This window comes from Hydrogeniiclostridium mannosilyticum, from assembly GCF_003268275.1.
Classification (GTDB): domain Bacteria; phylum Bacillota; class Clostridia; order Oscillospirales; family Acutalibacteraceae; genus Hydrogeniiclostridium; species Hydrogeniiclostridium mannosilyticum.
Window position 1 is genome coordinate 349,038 of sequence record NZ_QLYR01000001.1, and the last position, 15,784, is coordinate 364,821.

A 15,784-nucleotide genomic window follows, 5' to 3' on the forward strand; every position below is an offset into this window, starting at 1 on the left:
ATTTAATTAAGCACGAACCACCTTTTCCGCAACCCCGGCAATGTGTTCAGCGCTCAGGCCAAATTCCTTCAGTAAATCTTTGGCCGGGCCGGAATGTCCATAGCAATCCTCTACACCGATTCTCGTAACCGGAACCGGGTATTCCTCGCAGACAACGCTGCATACAGCTTCGCCCAGGCCGCCGACAATATTGTGCTCTTCCACCGTGATCAGCTTGCCCGTCTCCTTTGCGGCGCGAACGACTGCCTCGCGGTCAATCGGCTTAACGGTATGCATGTCAATTACCCGGACATGAATCCCCTTCTCTTTCAAGGCGGCGGCGGCTTTTACTGCTTCTCCGACCATCAGGCCGGTTGCAATAACCGTGGCATCTGTTCCTTCGCAAAGCTGGATTGCTTTCCCAATTTCAAACTGGTAATCGTCATTATTATGAACGCTCGCTACCGCCAGCCGCCCCAAACGGATATAAACAGGCCCCTGATATTTTACGGCCGCCTCAACGGCCGCCTTCATCTCATAATGATCTGCCGGGTTCAGAACAACCATACCCGGAATGGTCCGCATCAAGGCAATGTCCTCATTACATTGATGGGTCGCTCCGTCCTCTCCGACGGAAATTCCTGCATGAGAACCGACGATTTTAACGTTTAAGTGCGGGTACCCCACCGAATTGCGGATTTGCTCAAAGGCACGGCCAGCCGAAAACATGGCAAACGAAGCAGCAAAGGGAATTTTACCGCAGGTTGCCAATCCGGCAGCCACCCCGATCATATTGCATTCCGCTATACCACAATCTATAAAACGGTTGGGATAAGCCTTTTTAAAAATTTCCGTCTTTGTTGCCGCCGCCAGATCGGCGTCCAGCACAACAATTTCAGGATATTTTTCCGCCAATTCCGTAATTGCCTCACCAAAGCTTTCACGGGTAGCCTTTGTTACAATTTCAGCCATTATTCCGCCTCCAATCCAGCTAGGGCTGTCTTCAGTTCCTGCATGGCCTGCTCATACTGCTCTGCATTCGGGGCTTTTCCATGCCAGCCAACCTGGTTTTCCATATAAGAAACGCCCTTACCCTTCACCGTCTTTGCAATAATAACGGACGGCTTCCCCTGCACAGTTTTTGCATGGACAAACGCCCGCTCAATGTCGTCGAAATTATTTCCGTCAATGGTCTGAACATCAAAACCAAAGGCACGGAATTTCTCATCAATCGGCTCTGGCCCGGCAACCTCGGCAACAGGCCCGTCGATCTGAAGCCCGTTACTGTCCACAATCAGGCAAAGGTTATCCAGCTTATGGTGTGCCGCAAACATAGCGGCCTCCCAAACCTGGCCCTCTTCAATTTCACCGTCGCCCAGCATAGCATAAACACGGTAAGCCTTTCCGTCCATTTTTCCCGCTTTTGCGATTCCGCAGGCGGCGGAAATTCCCTGCCCCAGGGATCCCGTGCTCATGTCGATGCCCGGCGTTCCCTTCATATCAGGGTGGCCTTGCAGCATTGCGCCGATGTGACGCAGCTTTTGGAGCTCGTCCGCGCTGAAATAGCCACGCTCCGCCAAGGCTGCGTATAAACCCGGGCAGCAATGCCCCTTAGAGAGTACGAAGCGGTCGCGATCCGCCCATTTCGGATTTTCAGGGTCGATATTCAGTTCCTGAAAATAAAGATAAGCGTACAAATCCGCCGCGGAAAGAGAGCCGCCCGGATGGCCGGACTTTGCATGATAGACACCCTCTACCGCTCCCAGCCTGATCTTACAGGCCGAGATTTGAAGGCTTTTCTTCTCACTGCTATTCATTCAAGCAGACCTCCTAATATTATTTTGAACTTTATAAAAGGCTTTTTCCTTTGTGGAAAGAGCCTTAAACTTACAGATGAAAAATATTTGAGGGAAATTTCTCCGCTACAAACCTTTGGTTTGTAACCATTATACCCGCAGCACTTCCTGAGCCTTCTCGTTATTGCACGCTCGCCGCTCAGAAAATTTACGCCGCGCGACCGCGCGGGAGGGGCTGTGCCCCGAAAGGAAATTTCTCCGCTACAAACCTTCGGTTTGTAGCCATTATAGCATAAACTTCAACAAATTGCAAACTGTGATTTCATACAAACCGCACAAATCAAGCTGGAAGTGCAAACTGACTATTATAGAGCTTTGCATAGAAACCGTTTTTGTGCAAAAGTTGTTCATGAGTACCCTGCTCAATAATTTGCCCCTGGTTCATCACCAAAATCAAATCCGCCTCTTTAATAGTAGACAGGCGATGCGCCACAATAAAGCTCGTCCGCCCCTCCATCATTCGGTTAAAGGCCTTTTGTATATGCACCTCGGTACGGGTGTCTATATTACTCGTCGCCTCGTCCAGAATCAGCATCGGCGGGTCAACGAGCATCACGCGTGCTATACACAGCAGCTGCCGCTGTCCCTGGGAGATGTTTCCGCCGTCCTCTGCGATTACCGTATCGTAGCCGTCCGGCAGCCGCATAATAAACGAATGCGCATGTGCGGCCCTTGCGGCCGCCTCTACCTCTTCCTGCGTTGCCTGCGGCCGCCCATAGGCAATATTTTCACGAATGGTCCCATGGAACAACCAGCTTTCCTGTAGCACCATTCCATACATACTGCGCAATCCGGCACGACTCATTTTACGAATATCAATACCGTCTACTCGGATTTCCCCGTGGTTGGCATCATAAAAGCGCATAAGCAAGTTGATAATGGTTGTTTTTCCGCAGCCTGTCGGCCCCACTATCGCTACACGGTCGCCCTTGTGCACAGAAACGTTCCAGTCACGAATCAGTTCTGTCTCCGGACGGTAGGAAAAGAAAAGATGCTCGACAGCAACATTACCCTCACAGTCAGCGGGAATAACCGCCTGCGGGGAATCAGGAACCTCCTCCGGTTCATCCAGAAGTGCAAACAGCCGCTGAGCTGATGCAAACGCCGTCTGAATCTGTGTAATAACGGCAGTTACCTCATTAAAAGGCTTGGTATACTGCTGTGCATAGGAGAGGAAGCTTGTAATCTGGCCGATCGTCAAAGGGCCCGGACGGCCTGTAATCGCACAAACAGAGCCAATAACCGCAACGGCAGCGGACACAATGCTGTTGACAAACCGTGTACTGGGGTTGGACAATGAAGAATAAAACTGAGCCTTAACCCCGCAACGGTACAGCCTGACGTTAATCTGAGCAAATGCCGCCTCGCTTTCCTGCTCATAACAAAAGGTCTTCACAATTTTCTGGCCGCCAATCGTCTCCTCAATATAGCCGGAAAGCTCGCCTTGTGTAGCCTGCTGCTCCACAAACTGACGGTGGGATATCCTGGCAATAAAGGCGGCAACAAAAAGGGATAATGGCGTTACCAGTACCACCACCACGGTGATGACCGGACTGATTGTCAGCATGAAGATAAAGGTCCCCACAATGGTAACAACCCCTGTAAACAGCTGAGTAACCCCCTGCAGCAGACCATCTGAAACCTGGTCGACATCATTGACAATCCGGCTAATCATATCCCCATGCGCGTGTCCGTCAATATATTTCAGCGGCAGGCGGTTTATCTTTCGGTATGCCTGCATTCGCAGGTCGCGTACCGTTTTATAGGTCATTTTATTGGTACAATAAGCCAGCAGCCATTGAAAAACGGCACTCACTATAATAGTGACAGCAAAAGTGATGATGATTGGAATGATTCCAGCAAAATCTACAGCGCCCTGTGAGACAATTTTATCCACTGCACGCCCGATCAAAATCGGGCCGTATAAAGTAAGGGAAACATTGATAACGGCACTGACCAGCGCACCCAGCACATAGCCGGTATAGGGCCTTACATAAGAGAGTAAGCGGCGCAAAACGGTTTTGCTCATGCGGACTCCACCTCCTCTTTATTCAGCTGAGAAAGACAGATCTCCCGATAAACCTCACAGCTTTCCAGCAAATCCCGATGATTTCCAATTCCCACAACAGCGCCGTCATCCAACACAATAATTTTATCTGCCTGCTTGATGGCACTGGCGCGCTGGGTCACAATGAGCACGGTCATATTCTGTGTCTCCTGGCGAATCGCACGCCGCAGCGCGGCATCCGTTGCAAAGTCAAGCGCCGAGGAACTGTCGTCTAAAATTAATATTTGTGGGTCGCCCACCAGAGCCCGTGCAATTGTCAGGCGCTGCTTTTGCCCCCCTGAAAATTTTTCCGCCTTGATTGACTGGACTTCTCAGCCCATCGGGCAGTTTTTCTACAAAATCCAACGCCTGGGCCACGCGCAGAGCCTTTCTTAGTTCTTCACCGCTGGCCTCTTGCTTCGCCCAACGCAGATTGCTTTCAATTGTTCCTGAAAACAGCACGGCTTCCTGCGGCACCATGCCGATTTCTTTTCTCAGCTGCTGAAAAGGATACGCCCTCACATCGATGCCATCTACCAGGACCTCCCCCTTTGTGGCATCATAAAAACGTGGAATCAGCTGAACCAGCGTGGATTTTCCAGAACCAGTTCCGCCGATAATGCCTACCGTCTCTCCCTTTTGAATATCCACACTGAGGTTTTTTAAAGCATATTTGTCCGACCCGTCATAGGAGAAGGATACCTGCCGAAACCGTATTTTCGGTGCGGTCAAATCGGGTTGAACCGGTTGGTTGCCCGCATCCGATACCGAGGGCTGCAGAGCCAGTACCTCATTTACACGCGCAGCGGACGCCGATGCCTTTGTGAAGGTGACTACCAGATTGGCAACAACAATCAAAGCCAACAGCGTCTGGGTCATGTAGTTAACCAGCGCAATGATCTCCCCCTGCTCCAAGCTTCCGCCATCCACACGCATGCCGCCAAACCAGATAATTGCAATAATGGCAAAATTCATAATGGTATAAGTCAATGGGTTGAGCAATGCGGAAAGCTTGCCGACCTGCACTGCTGTCCGCGCCTGATCGTCTGCCGCCACATTAAACCGCTTTTCCTCATTCTGTTGCTTGGAGAAAGCGCGAATTACCCGAACACCGGAAAGGCCCTCACGGGAAATCAAAGAAATTTTATCCAGTTTTTTCTGCATAACCTTAAAAAAGGGCACCGAACGGCTCATAACCAGATAAAGCACCAAGGCGATCAAGGGTGTTGCAAGCAAAAAAATAAGTCCCATCTGAAAGTCCAGGATCATTGCCATTACAATCGCGCCAATTGCCAGGAAAGGAGCCCGTATTACCAAGCGGATGAGCATGGCCACCGCATATTGCAGTTGATTTACATCATTGGTAATCCGTGTAATGAGAGATGGGGTCCCCAGCTGGTCGATCTCCGCATGGGAAAGGCTGTTGATATGGCGGTACACCTCATTGCGCAAAACGGTGCCAAAGCCCTGTGAGGCAATAGAGGCCATCTTCTGGCACACCAAAGCACAGCAGAGACCCACCGCCCCTAAAAGCAAAAGCACGCCGCCCATGCGCCACACATAGGCGACATCCCCTTTTTTTACGCCATTGTCAATAATCATGGCGGTAATAATAGGTACGATCAGCTCAAGCACCGCCTCCGTCAACTTAAAAACAGGCCCTAAAATTACCTGAACCCTGTACCTCTTTAAAAATCTCGCCAGCTTATGCAAAAAACTCAATCCTTCCAGCCGTTATTCTTTTTCATTGTACCGCGGATTTCATGCAATATCAATATTTTTTCAAGATCCCCCATAACTATACTCTTCTTACCGTGGCCCTAAAACAAAAACGGCCTGCCCATACAGGTACCTGATAAAGAACCTGTATGGGGTTATGACGCTGGTCTACAAATAAAATCTTAACAGGATATTTGAGCCGCTAAAAAAGAAACATTTTCGCCGATGCTTCTTTCAGTATTGACCCTTATAATTGGGCAGCGTAAGGTTGCCGCCCAATTTTCAACAAAGTACTCTTGCCTTGACTGAACCAAGCCCCAAAAAGACTTTTCCCGCTCGTATAAATCCCCGCCGGGTAAAACCCTGCCGCCAAAGCTCGCAAAGGAGCGCTGCTTTACGCGTTGCAATCTGACCTCCTTAGGGGCGGCCAGTATTATACAATAATCAAACATTACCCCGCCATAGTCCCCTTTTACCGCAGAAAAAACAATATCTTCATAGGTTTGGAACCGGCTTATGAGAAGTCTGTTCACTTCTTCCCTCGTGCGGGAAAAGGCGTACCGGTCATCCATACCGGTTTCGGGGAAATACAAGTCTTCTACATCAACAAAATGAAATCCTAATTTTTTTGACAGCGCTTTGCCAAGCGTACTTTTTCCTGTGCCATTTAAACCACAAACGATAATCCTTGTCCCCACGTTTTTCACTAGCTCCCCGTTTTTAAGTCCCGATGGCAGCACGCTGCCAAAACGCTGCCACAATTATAGCAACAAGCAGAAGCGGCCCCGTTTTCAATGAACCAAAAGCTGGCGCAACCCTTTCAGATGGCGCCAGCTTAAAATATTGTTATGGAGGCCATGCTTACATGCAGGCCTTACTATCTAATGCGTTAGGCATGAATGGCCTCACTGAAAAATTTGTCGTGAATAACAGCAACTGCCTTATCTGCATCTTCCTTGCTGATCAAAACCGAAATCTTGATTTCACTGGTCGAAATCATGGTAATATTGATATTCGCTTCATACAGGGCCTCGAACATATCCGCTGCAACGCCAGGATGTGTTTCCATGCCTGCACCGACAACTGAAACCTTTGCCACGTTCTCGTCATAAACAACACTGCTGGCGCCAATGAGCTCTACATAGGCGGAGAGCAGCTCGATGGTATCCTTCAGATTTTGCTGGTCAACGGTAAAGCTGATGTCCTTTGTGCCATTGCGCCCAATGGATTGTAAAATAATATCCACATTAACATTTTTTGCTGCCAGCTTAGAAAAGATTTTAAATGCCAGGCCCGGCTTATCCGGTACCCCTATAATCGAAATCCGGGCGACCTTCTCGTCCTTTGCAACACCGCTGATCATCATCTTTTCCATTTGCTTAGCCTCCTTAACAATTGTTCCCTTAGCTCTGGTCAAGCTGGAAAGCACCTCCAGCTGAATATTATATTTTTTTGCCATTTCCACCGAGCGGTTGTTCAAAACCTGAGCGCCCAAGGAAGCCAGCTCCAGCATCTCGTCGTAGGAGATTACGCTCAGCTTTCTGGCATTTTTCACCTTGCGCGGGTCGGCGGTAAACACGCCCTCAACATCCGTATAAATCTGGCAAAGATCCGCATTCATCACCGCTGCAATCGCTACCGCGCTGGTATCGGAACCACCACGGCCCAGCGTTGTCATATCGTCGTAGCGGTTAATGCCCTGAAAGCCGGTTACAATCACAATATTCTTCTTATCCAGTTCTTTCTTAATACGGTCCGGAATAACCCGTTTAATCCGAGCGCTGCCATAAGCCGAACTTGTGTGGAAACCCGCCTGCCAGCCCAGCAGCGAAACGACCGGATAGCCCAGCTTTTCAATCGCCATAGCCAACAGGGAAGCCGATATCTGCTCCCCTGCGGTCAGCAGCATATCCATCTCCCGCTTTGAGGCCTGCGGATTAATCTCCTGTGCCTTTTCAATCAAATCGTCGGTGGTGTCCCCCTGCGCCGAGACAACAACCACTACACTATTCCCTTCCGCATAGGTCTTGGTGACAATATCCGCCACATTAAAAACCCGCTCTGCATTGGCTACGGAACTACCGCCAAACTTCTGCACAATTAATGCCATAAAGCTTCCTCCAATTATCAATCTGTCGCAAATATATAATTCTTTAAAAAGTCCGCCAAGGTCATTTACAATGTGGGTAAACTAAATCCTAAAAAATAACCTACACCATTCAGCTATTGCCTGAAAGAATGCCAGGGTTTCATAACTCCTTCAGAATATTTTGCATTGGGTTAAAATCATTCGATTGAAACGCTGGCTCCGTTTGCATCCGTGTCCAAAACAAGTACCTGCCAACCGGAAATCCCCCGTTCCTCCAGGTGTGAGGAAGCATAGTGCAGGAAGCTGTCCGCATCCCCGGCATGAATCATTGCAATAATTGTGGGGCCCGCACCACTGACATAAGTTCCCAGGGACCCTAACTCATAGCTCATGCGGAATACGCTGTCCAGGCCTTCAATCAAGCCGGAACGGTATGGCTGGTGGATGCGGTCTCCCACCGCGACACGAAGATTTTCCAGGCTGCCGGAAAACAATGAAGCCGTCATCAAAGCCGAGCGCGACAGATTATATACCGCATCCGACCTGGAGTATTGAGCGGGCAGCACTGCACGCGCCTTTTCTGTCTTCAGCTCAAACGGCGGAATAAACACCGCAAAGCGAATTTTATCTGAAACCGGTACGCTTACGCTGTAAACCCGCTCCCCCTCGATGGCAGACGCCACCAGGCCGCCCTCAATCGCCGGCGTCGTATTGTCTGGGTGGCCTTCTATCTTTGCCGCAAAATTCACAAGATCCTTTTGTGAGAAAGGAGTGCCCAGCAAACGGTTGGCGCCTAAAATTCCCGCCACTATGCAGGACGAGCTGCTGCCCAGTCCGCGGGCCATGGGGATATTGTTCTCCTGCACCAGCCGGAGCCCCGGCAGCTTCCGCCCGCACTGCTCATAAAGCCGCTTTGCCGCCCAGTAAATCAAATTATGTTCATCGGTCGGAATGACGGTCGAGTCCCTGCTGGAAATATCAACCACATCCGACTCCTCCATCCACACCCTGTTATGCATGGAGAGCGCAATACCAAGAGAGTCAAAGCCTGACCCCAGATTAGCGCTTGTCGCCGGTACCTGAACCCGTATCATTTTAGCCGTTCCCCCTGCCTTGCTTAAACCAAATCAAACATCGCCGATGCGAATCATACTTACGGCTTCAACACCTAATTCCTTCAGGGCGTCAAGCTTCTTATGAATATCCTTTTCCGGCATGCTTTCGGTGATGAAAGCCAGTTCGCCGGCGGGGGCATCCTTGCGGGAAAGGCGCGTAATGCCGCCGAGCACACGGCTGGCATTATGGTAGGCCAAATCCACGTTGTCGATACGAACCCGCACATACATGCTGACCGTGTCCAGCATATAATCTTCAACATAATCGCTGCTGCCGTCACTCCAGAATAAATATTTACGGGCTCCGATGTGCTTAACACAATCGATTACATCGGCTACCACAGCGCTTGCCGTCGGCAGTTTGCCGGCTCCCTTGCCGTAAAACACAACATCACCCGTGGAATCCCCGCGAACCAAAATACCATTAAAGACATCGTCTACATTGGCAAGCTGGCTTTCCCGGGGAATAAACATCGGGCAGACGATAATTTGCAGTTTCTTTTTCTCATCGCGTTTAACGCGGCCAATCAGCTTAATCACGCCGCCCCAGGACTCCGCATACTCCACGTCTTCGAGCGTCAGCTTTGTGATGCCCTCCGTATGTACCTGGTCCGGGTAAACATGCTTCCCGTAAGCCAGGGATGCCAAGATGCAAATTTTACGGCAGGAGTCATGCCCCTCCACGTCGGCCGCCGGGTTCCGCTCTGCATAGCCGAGCTGTTGCGCCAGCGCCAGCGCTGCCTCAAAGGACATTTGCTCCCGAATCATTTTTGTCAGGATAAAATTTGTCGTCCCATTGAGAATACCGGCAATTTCTATCACATCATTGGCGGCAAGGCATTGGCTCAGCGGACGGATAATTGGAATACCTCCGCCGACGCTTGCCTCAAACAAATAATTCAGGTTTTTCTGCTGTGCCAGCGCCAGCAGCTCGGCGCCCTTCATGGCAACCAGCTCCTTATTGGAGGTCACCACACTCTTACCCGCCTCCAGGCAGCGCTTCGTATATTCGTATGCAGGATGCAAACCGCCCATAACCTCAACAACAATCTTTACCTCATCATCATTGACAATATCGTCGAAAGATTTGGTAAAGCGGGCCTCAAGAGGGTTCCCGGGGAACTCCCGCAGGTCCAAAATATACTTAATGTTGATTTCTTCCTTTGCCTTTTTGGCGATTTTCTCCGCATGGTTTGTCAGAACTTCTACCACACCGGAGCCAACGACACCATAACCCATAACCGCAATATTTAACATAGTGACGACTCCTTTTTATCTCTATATTGATATTCTTGACTCAGCTTCTTAATCGGACGGCTTGTTATGCGAGGAACTATTGGAATCCGCCTCGCTGGAGCTCTGCTCATTTTCCGAGGAGGCCGGCTCTGAAGACTCAGCGGAACTCGAGGGAACAACCACCGGCCCGGATTGCGTTGTCTCTGAGGAGGATACGCGCGGCGGCTCAGAAGAAGCCTCACTGGAAACCGGTTCCGAAGACTCCGCCCCCTCATGCTCGCCGTCACAAATAGAGGGCAGATTATCCCGCGAATACCAACCGAGCTCCGTCTCGCTGCAAACTCCCGGATTTTCCAGCTTTCCGGTCTCCACGCAGAACTTTGCGGAAATCATATCGGGGTCCAAGGTAAACTGCTTGGCTTCCTTATTAGACAGATACTGGCTCATAATATTTTTCCAAATTTTCTTAGCGATATCTTCATCGTCCATTTGCCGCTTATAGCTGGCATAACCCGTCCAAACGCCGCCAACGGCATAAGGCGTTCCGCCAATAAACCAGAGGTCCTTGCGGTCCTGAGTGGTTCCAGTTTTACCGTAAACCTGCCAGCCGTCCAGTGCGGCCAGCCGTCCGGTGCCTGCCTGAATGACATTTTCCAAAAGGCGGTACATGATGCTTGCATTGACGGAGCTAATGGCCTGAACCGGGGCCGTCTCCCTGTTGTCGAGGATCACGTTTCCGTCATGGTCTGTAACATAGTAGTAGGTGTAGGGCTCATAGAATTTGCCGCCGTTGCCGAAAATCTGAAAGCCCCCTACCATCTCCCGGATATTGGTGCCGAAGCTGCCGCCGATTGCCATAGAGGGCACCTGCATATCCGTTGCTATCGGGGAGAAATTCAGTTTGTCCTCCAGGAAGGAAACGGCATTTTGAATCCCCACTGAGAGAAGAACTCTTACCGCGGGCGGGTTTTTAGAAACCTGCAACGCTCTCTTTACCGTGACGTCTCCTTCGAAGACAGGATCATAGTTGTTAGGGCCGGGGCTGCCGTCCCCGTTAAGATAGCCGTCCACAGGGTTGTCATCCAAAATTGTCGAATAGTTAATCACTTTCGCTTCCAAGCCGGGGGCATAATCCACCAGCGGCTTAAGCGACGAACCGGGCTGACGGTTCGTCTCCGTCGCATAGCTGGTGCCAAGGTTCAAATATTTAGCGCCTACCCGTCCAACAGTCGCCAACACCCGGCCATTGTAGTCCATTGCCAAGAATCCGCCCTGTGCGCCGGGATCCTGTGTAAAAATGGAACGGTCGGACAAAGCCTCCTCCGCAATCGTCTGCAGCTCTGTATTTTGCGCCGAGTAAATGCGAAGCCCATTGTGGTAGATCATATCGGATGCTTCCGCCTGGGTACACTCGTATTTCTCCATCAGGTCTCTGCGAACATCCTTGAAAACCTGTTCGGTGTACCAATCCCAAATGGGAACGGAGTCCACCACATTTTCACTCGTACGGCCCACAAATTCCATGTGGCCCGATTTTTCATAGGCCGCATCGTACTCTTCCTGCGTAATTTTTTCCTGATCCAGCATCTGGTCCAGCACAATTCTCTGACGTCTTTGGTTGGCCTCTGGATAAACAAGTGGCGTATATGCCGTGGGGTTTTGGGTGATTCCCGCGATTGCCGCACACTCGGCAATGTCGCAATCCTGTATATCCTTGCCAAAATAGAGGTTAGCCGCACTCTGAACGCCCTTGCAGCCACTGCCGAAGTCGACGACATTCAGATAGACCTCTAAAATCTGCTCTTTCGAATATTCCTTTTCAAGGTTAAGCGCACGGAAAATTTCCTTTACCTTACGTGACAGGCTGACATCATTTTCACCCGTCAGATTTTTAATCAGCTGCTGCGTAATGGTAGAGCCGCCATAGGAACCTTTCGAATGGGTGACAAGATTATAAACGGCGCCTATTGTCCGTATCCAGTCCACACCGTTATGGTCTTCAAAACGTTTATCCTCAATAGCAATCATTGCATCCTTCATTGCCTGCGGGATGTCCGAATAATTCACCCAAACGCGGTTTTCACCGCTGTAAAGGCTTTGATACTGAACCGGATTCCCGCTGTCATCGTTTTCGCCATTAACATAAATGAACGAGGTGTAATTGAGCTTCAAATCCATCAGGTCGTATTCAATTTTTGAATCCTTCATGCTCATGACATAGGAAAACAGTGAAACCGAAACAATAATCCCCGTAATAAATGCCACCACAAAAGCCGTCACAAGCAGCTTCCAGATTGCCTTTCCCACCGCCCTGAAGGTCAGAGCAGCCTGGTTTTGGGGGTTCGTCTGTCCATTGGCATATTTATTTAAATCCGTTTTTCTCATGATCTGCCACCTTTTATTAAACTTCATGAAGGGCGCTATAAAACAATTATTCGCATTAATTGTACAGTCATGTATAATTTTTCCAAATTTAACAAAGAATAATGAAAAAGAATCAAAAACAATGTAATGTTTCCGCAAAGGAAAACAGAAAGGCATGGTAAACGCTATGAATAAAAGAACCTACATTCTGCTGGCTGTAGCCCTAGTGTGCTTTCTGACCGCCATCTTTATACTTGTTGCCCGGAACAGCTCTATGGAACCTGAAACCAGCAGTACTGCCACTTCAAATACATTTTATAATTCTACCCCAAATACGCTTTCAAGTCAAGAAAGCAGTATGATTTCTGTGCAATCCAGCGAAAGCAGTATGATTTCATCGCTTTATCTTGTCAAAGAATATCAAGGGCATATCGGTGTGTTTGAACAGGGCAGCAGCAATCCCTTTCAGGAAATCAAAGTCGCTGTCGCCGATCTGCCGGAAGCAGACCAGAAGCTGCTAAAAGAAGGGATTCCCGCCAGCGACCAGAACGAATTAAACCGTATTATTGAAGACTACGAAAGCTAAAGCAGCATTGTGAATATAGAAGGGCTGGCCTCTTTCCCGCCAGAGGCCAGCCCTTCTTTTTTATTTAAAGGATTTCAACGCCTGCTGCCCGGCAGGTTTCCAAGGTACCCGCATCCCACAGCGAGGACTGAACCTCCCCGATATGTGCCTTGCCCAATAACAGCATGCAAAGTCTGGATTGTCCAATACCGCCCCCAATTGTCAAGGGCAGCTCCCCTGACAGCAGCATCCGATGGAATAAAAGCGCCCGCCGCCCGTCACAGCCGGATTCCCGCAGCTGACGATCCATAGCCATGGCATCGACCCGAATGCCCATTGAGGAAATCTCCATTGCTTTGCCTAGTACCTCGTCCCAAAAGAGCAGGTCCCCGTTCAGCTGCCAATCATCGTAATCCGGCGCCCTGCCGTCATGCTTTTGACCGGAGCGCAGCTGGCCGCCAATCTGCATAAGAAAGGTCGTAGGGTGCGCCTTTACATAGGTGTTTTCCCGCTCCTTAGGCGTAAGCTGCGGGTACAGGTCTTCCAGCTCTTGAGCTGTTATAAAGCTCACCGTTCTGCACAGGCTGGTATGCAGCTGCGGAAAGGACTGCTGCAGCACACACAGTGTGTCATAGACCGCGCCGGCAATCCGGTTCACCGTCATTTTCAAATAGTCAGGCGTGCGGTCTTCCGCCGTAATTACCTTTTCCCAGTCCCATTGATCCACATAAATGGAATGCAGGTTATCTGTCTCTTCATCGCGGCGAATCGCATTCATATCCGTGTAAAGCCCCTCGCCGGGCTGAAAGCCGTAACGCCACAGGGCCATACGCTTCCACTTTGCCAGGGAATGCACAACCTGGGCCCGAACCCCTACAACCGGAATATCAAAGGAAACCGGGCGTTCCACACCATTTAAATCATCATTCAGGCCGGTATCCGGGTCTACAAACAACGGTGCGCTTACACGAACCAGGTGCAGCGCATTGGCCAATTTTGTCTGAAAAGTATGCTTTACCGTCTCTATGGCATATTGTGTTTCCTTTAAATTCAACACAGAATGATAGCCCTGGGGAATATAGGTCTTTCCCTCCAAATTTGTCACCCTTTCCTCGGCGGGCCCGCAGCGGACGGAGCCGCCGGAGCGCATAAATCAACTGAAAAAACAAAAACCACACACCGGAACAGGCCCGGCATATGGTCTCAACATGGAGCGAACGACGAGGCTCGAACTCGCTACCTCCACCTTGGCAAGGTGGCGCTCTACCAGATGAGCTACGTTCGCATAGCGCATTTTTAAGTGCTTATATATTATATTATACTCCCTTTTAGATGTCAAGAATGAAATTATATTTTTTTTACAGGCGCTCTGTCCTTATCTTTAATATGCACTCGCCCAGTTGCCGGCCGTTCGACTATTTTTTCCGATGTTCCTACCGCTTTCTTTTCCCTATTGTATATGGTATAATGGCAACAAGCCTTTGGCTTGTTGCTGGGAAGCCTTCTTTCGGGGCACAGCCCCTCCCGCGCTTTCCGCGCGGCGGCGGCTTCCCTTTCCCGTTTTACAACACCTCAATTTATAGGCCTACTGGTTGCTGCTCGAAAGCTTTCTCTCGGGGCGCAGCCCCTCCCGTGCTTTCCGCGCGGCGGCGGCTTCCCTTTCCCGTTTTACAACGCCTCAATTTACAGGCCTACTGGTTGCTGCTCGAAAGCCTTCTTTCGGGGCGCAGCCCCTGCGCTATTGCTTGATGGCGCAAAAAACCGTGAATGAACAATGTTTATACTTTTACTATGGGAGTGAAAAAGTTGAATTATCATATAAACCCGGCCTCATGGTATTCCGTGTTTGCGGTCCCCTGCGAGCTGGTTGACAAGCATTTAAAATTAGCCGGCGCCGTTCAGCTGAAGGTCCTGCTGTGGGCGCTGCGCCATAATGATCAGCCCATTAATGACGAGGCCATCGCTACGGCGCTCCACATTCAGCGTGCCGATGTCTCTGATGCCATGCTATATTGGCAGGAATGCGGCCTCCTTATAGAACAGAATGAGGACGAATATATTCCAACGGCTCCAACCTCCCACCTTACGGCAGCACAGGCGGAATCCCCTGCGGTACCTGCAGCCGTTCCTCCCGCCGCGCCCAAGCCGCCGGTAAAGATGCTCTCGCGCCCGCAGAAGGCCGACAACGCTTTTGTTGCCAGGCGGATGCTGGAGAGCGATGAAATCCGCTTTCTCATGGAGGAAGCCCAGCAAATACTTGGACGCCTCATCAATAATGGAGAATCCGCTACCCTGCTGATGCTCCATGACGACTATGGCCTGCCCGTCGACGTCATCATCATGCTCATTCAATATGCGGTCGGCATCGGCAAGGGCAATTTGCGTTATATCGAAAAAGTAGCTATCAATTGGGCCGACGAGGAAATTTTTACACACGAGCAGGCTGAAGCGAAACTGCGCCTGCTGGACGAGCGTCAGCAGGCCTGGCACACTGTGGAGCAGGCGCTTTCTATTGAAAGGCGTTCGCCTACACAAAGAGAAATTGAATATGCGAACCGCTGGGTGACGGAGTGGAAGTTTCCCGCCGAGCTTCTACATGAAGCTTATGAACGCTGCGTCGACCAGACCGGAAAGGTTAATCTGCGCTATATCAATAAAATTTTGGAAAACTGGCAGCAAAAAGGCGTTCGTTCTCTGGAGCAGGCCCGGCAGGAGCAGACAGAAAAAGCAGCTCAGCAGCCGCAGAAGCAAGTCACCTATGACATCGACAGCTTTGAGAAATCCGGTGTGTTCGATGATCTTACATGGAGGTAA

At 50.2% G+C, this 15,784-nt stretch carries 11 protein-coding genes, 1 tRNA gene and 1 pseudogene; 2 read left to right on the plus strand and 11 right to left on the minus strand.

What is annotated here, in order from left to right:
- Positions 1-6 precede the first annotated feature (6 nt).
- From DPQ25_RS01665 to DPQ25_RS01705, 9 genes and pseudogenes are all read right to left on the minus strand, one after another.
- Positions 7-951 carry a transketolase family protein gene (locus tag DPQ25_RS01665; RefSeq protein ID WP_112331438.1) on the minus strand — a complete coding sequence of 315 codons (945 nt, stop codon included), beginning with the start codon at positions 949-951 and terminating at the stop codon, positions 7-9.
- On the minus strand, positions 951-1,796 hold the full coding sequence (locus tag DPQ25_RS01670; protein WP_112331439.1) for a transketolase: 846 nt from the start codon (positions 1,794-1,796) through the stop codon (positions 951-953). Before DPQ25_RS01670 ends, DPQ25_RS01665 begins: the two co-directional genes overlap by 1 nt.
- A 319-nt stretch (positions 1,797-2,115) precedes the next feature.
- Positions 2,116-3,864: an ABC transporter ATP-binding protein gene (locus DPQ25_RS01675; protein ID WP_112331440.1), complete on the minus strand. Its 1,749-nt coding sequence runs from the start codon at positions 3,862-3,864 to the stop codon at positions 2,116-2,118.
- Positions 3,861-5,595 (minus strand): annotated as a pseudogene (locus DPQ25_RS01680) (ABC transporter ATP-binding protein). Before DPQ25_RS01680 ends, DPQ25_RS01675 begins: the two are co-directional and overlap by 4 nt.
- A 188-nt stretch (positions 5,596-5,783) precedes the next feature.
- Entirely contained in the window at positions 5,784-6,299 is a 516-nt protein-coding gene (locus DPQ25_RS01685; RefSeq protein WP_112331441.1) for an AAA family ATPase, read from the minus strand.
- A gap of 191 nt (positions 6,300-6,490) precedes the next feature.
- Entirely contained in the window at positions 6,491-7,711 is a 1,221-nt protein-coding gene (locus DPQ25_RS01690; RefSeq protein ID WP_112331442.1) for an aspartate kinase, read from the minus strand.
- Positions 7,712-7,887: 176 nt separating this feature from the next.
- Positions 7,888-8,784 (minus strand): homoserine kinase, encoded by an 897-nt coding sequence (thrB, locus tag DPQ25_RS01695; protein ID WP_112331443.1) that lies wholly within the window; start codon positions 8,782-8,784, stop codon positions 7,888-7,890.
- 33 nt (positions 8,785-8,817) lie between these two features.
- On the minus strand, positions 8,818-10,062 hold the full coding sequence (locus DPQ25_RS01700) for a homoserine dehydrogenase (RefSeq protein WP_112331444.1): 1,245 nt from the start codon (positions 10,060-10,062) through the stop codon (positions 8,818-8,820).
- Between the two features lie 48 nt (positions 10,063-10,110).
- The gene (locus DPQ25_RS01705) at positions 10,111-12,426 is read right to left on the minus strand and encodes a transglycosylase domain-containing protein (protein WP_177576787.1); all 2,316 of its coding nucleotides are present in this window, start codon (positions 12,424-12,426) and stop codon (positions 10,111-10,113) included.
- Positions 12,427-12,580: 154 nt separating this feature from the next.
- Here DPQ25_RS01705 and DPQ25_RS01710 point away from each other — a divergent pair, with 154 nt between their 5' ends.
- Positions 12,581-12,991: a BofC C-terminal domain-containing protein gene (locus DPQ25_RS01710; protein WP_112331446.1), complete on the plus strand. Its 411-nt coding sequence runs from the start codon at positions 12,581-12,583 to the stop codon at positions 12,989-12,991.
- A 64-nt stretch (positions 12,992-13,055) separates the two neighbouring features.
- Here the strand turns inward: DPQ25_RS01710 and asnA are convergent, their stop codons facing one another.
- Both asnA and DPQ25_RS01720 read right to left on the minus strand, forming a co-directional pair.
- Positions 13,056-14,066: an aspartate--ammonia ligase gene (gene asnA, locus DPQ25_RS01715; RefSeq protein WP_242978188.1), complete on the minus strand. Its 1,011-nt coding sequence runs from the start codon at positions 14,064-14,066 to the stop codon at positions 13,056-13,058.
- A 113-nt stretch (positions 14,067-14,179) separates the two neighbouring features.
- Positions 14,180-14,255, minus strand: a tRNA-Gly gene (locus DPQ25_RS01720).
- Between the two features lie 521 nt (positions 14,256-14,776).
- Between DPQ25_RS01720 and DPQ25_RS01725 the strand changes: the two genes are divergently transcribed.
- Entirely contained in the window at positions 14,777-15,784 is a 1,008-nt protein-coding gene (locus DPQ25_RS01725; protein ID WP_112331448.1) for a DnaD domain protein, read from the plus strand.

Excerpts from the sequence above, each read along its gene's own strand:
- DPQ25_RS01690 (WP_112331442.1), bottom strand. The coding sequence starts at position 7,711 with ATGGCATTAATTGTGCAGAAGTTTGGCGGTAGTTCCGTAGCCAATGCA.
- DPQ25_RS01670 (WP_112331439.1), bottom strand. The coding sequence starts at position 1,796 with ATGAATAGCAGTGAGAAGAAAAGCCTTCAAATCTCGGCCTGTAAGATC.
- DPQ25_RS01705 (WP_177576787.1), bottom strand. The coding sequence starts at position 12,426 with ATGAGAAAAACGGATTTAAATAAATATGCCAATGGACAGACGAACCCC.
- DPQ25_RS01710 (WP_112331446.1), top strand. The coding sequence starts at position 12,581 with ATGGTAAACGCTATGAATAAAAGAACCTACATTCTGCTGGCTGTAGCC.
- thrB (WP_112331443.1), bottom strand. The coding sequence starts at position 8,784 with ATGATACGGGTTCAGGTACCGGCGACAAGCGCTAATCTGGGGTCAGGC.
- DPQ25_RS01675 (WP_112331440.1), bottom strand. The coding sequence starts at position 3,864 with ATGAGCAAAACCGTTTTGCGCCGCTTACTCTCTTATGTAAGGCCCTAT.
- DPQ25_RS01665 (WP_112331438.1), bottom strand. The coding sequence starts at position 951 with ATGGCTGAAATTGTAACAAAGGCTACCCGTGAAAGCTTTGGTGAGGCA.
- DPQ25_RS01700 (WP_112331444.1), bottom strand. The coding sequence starts at position 10,062 with ATGTTAAATATTGCGGTTATGGGTTATGGTGTCGTTGGCTCCGGTGTG.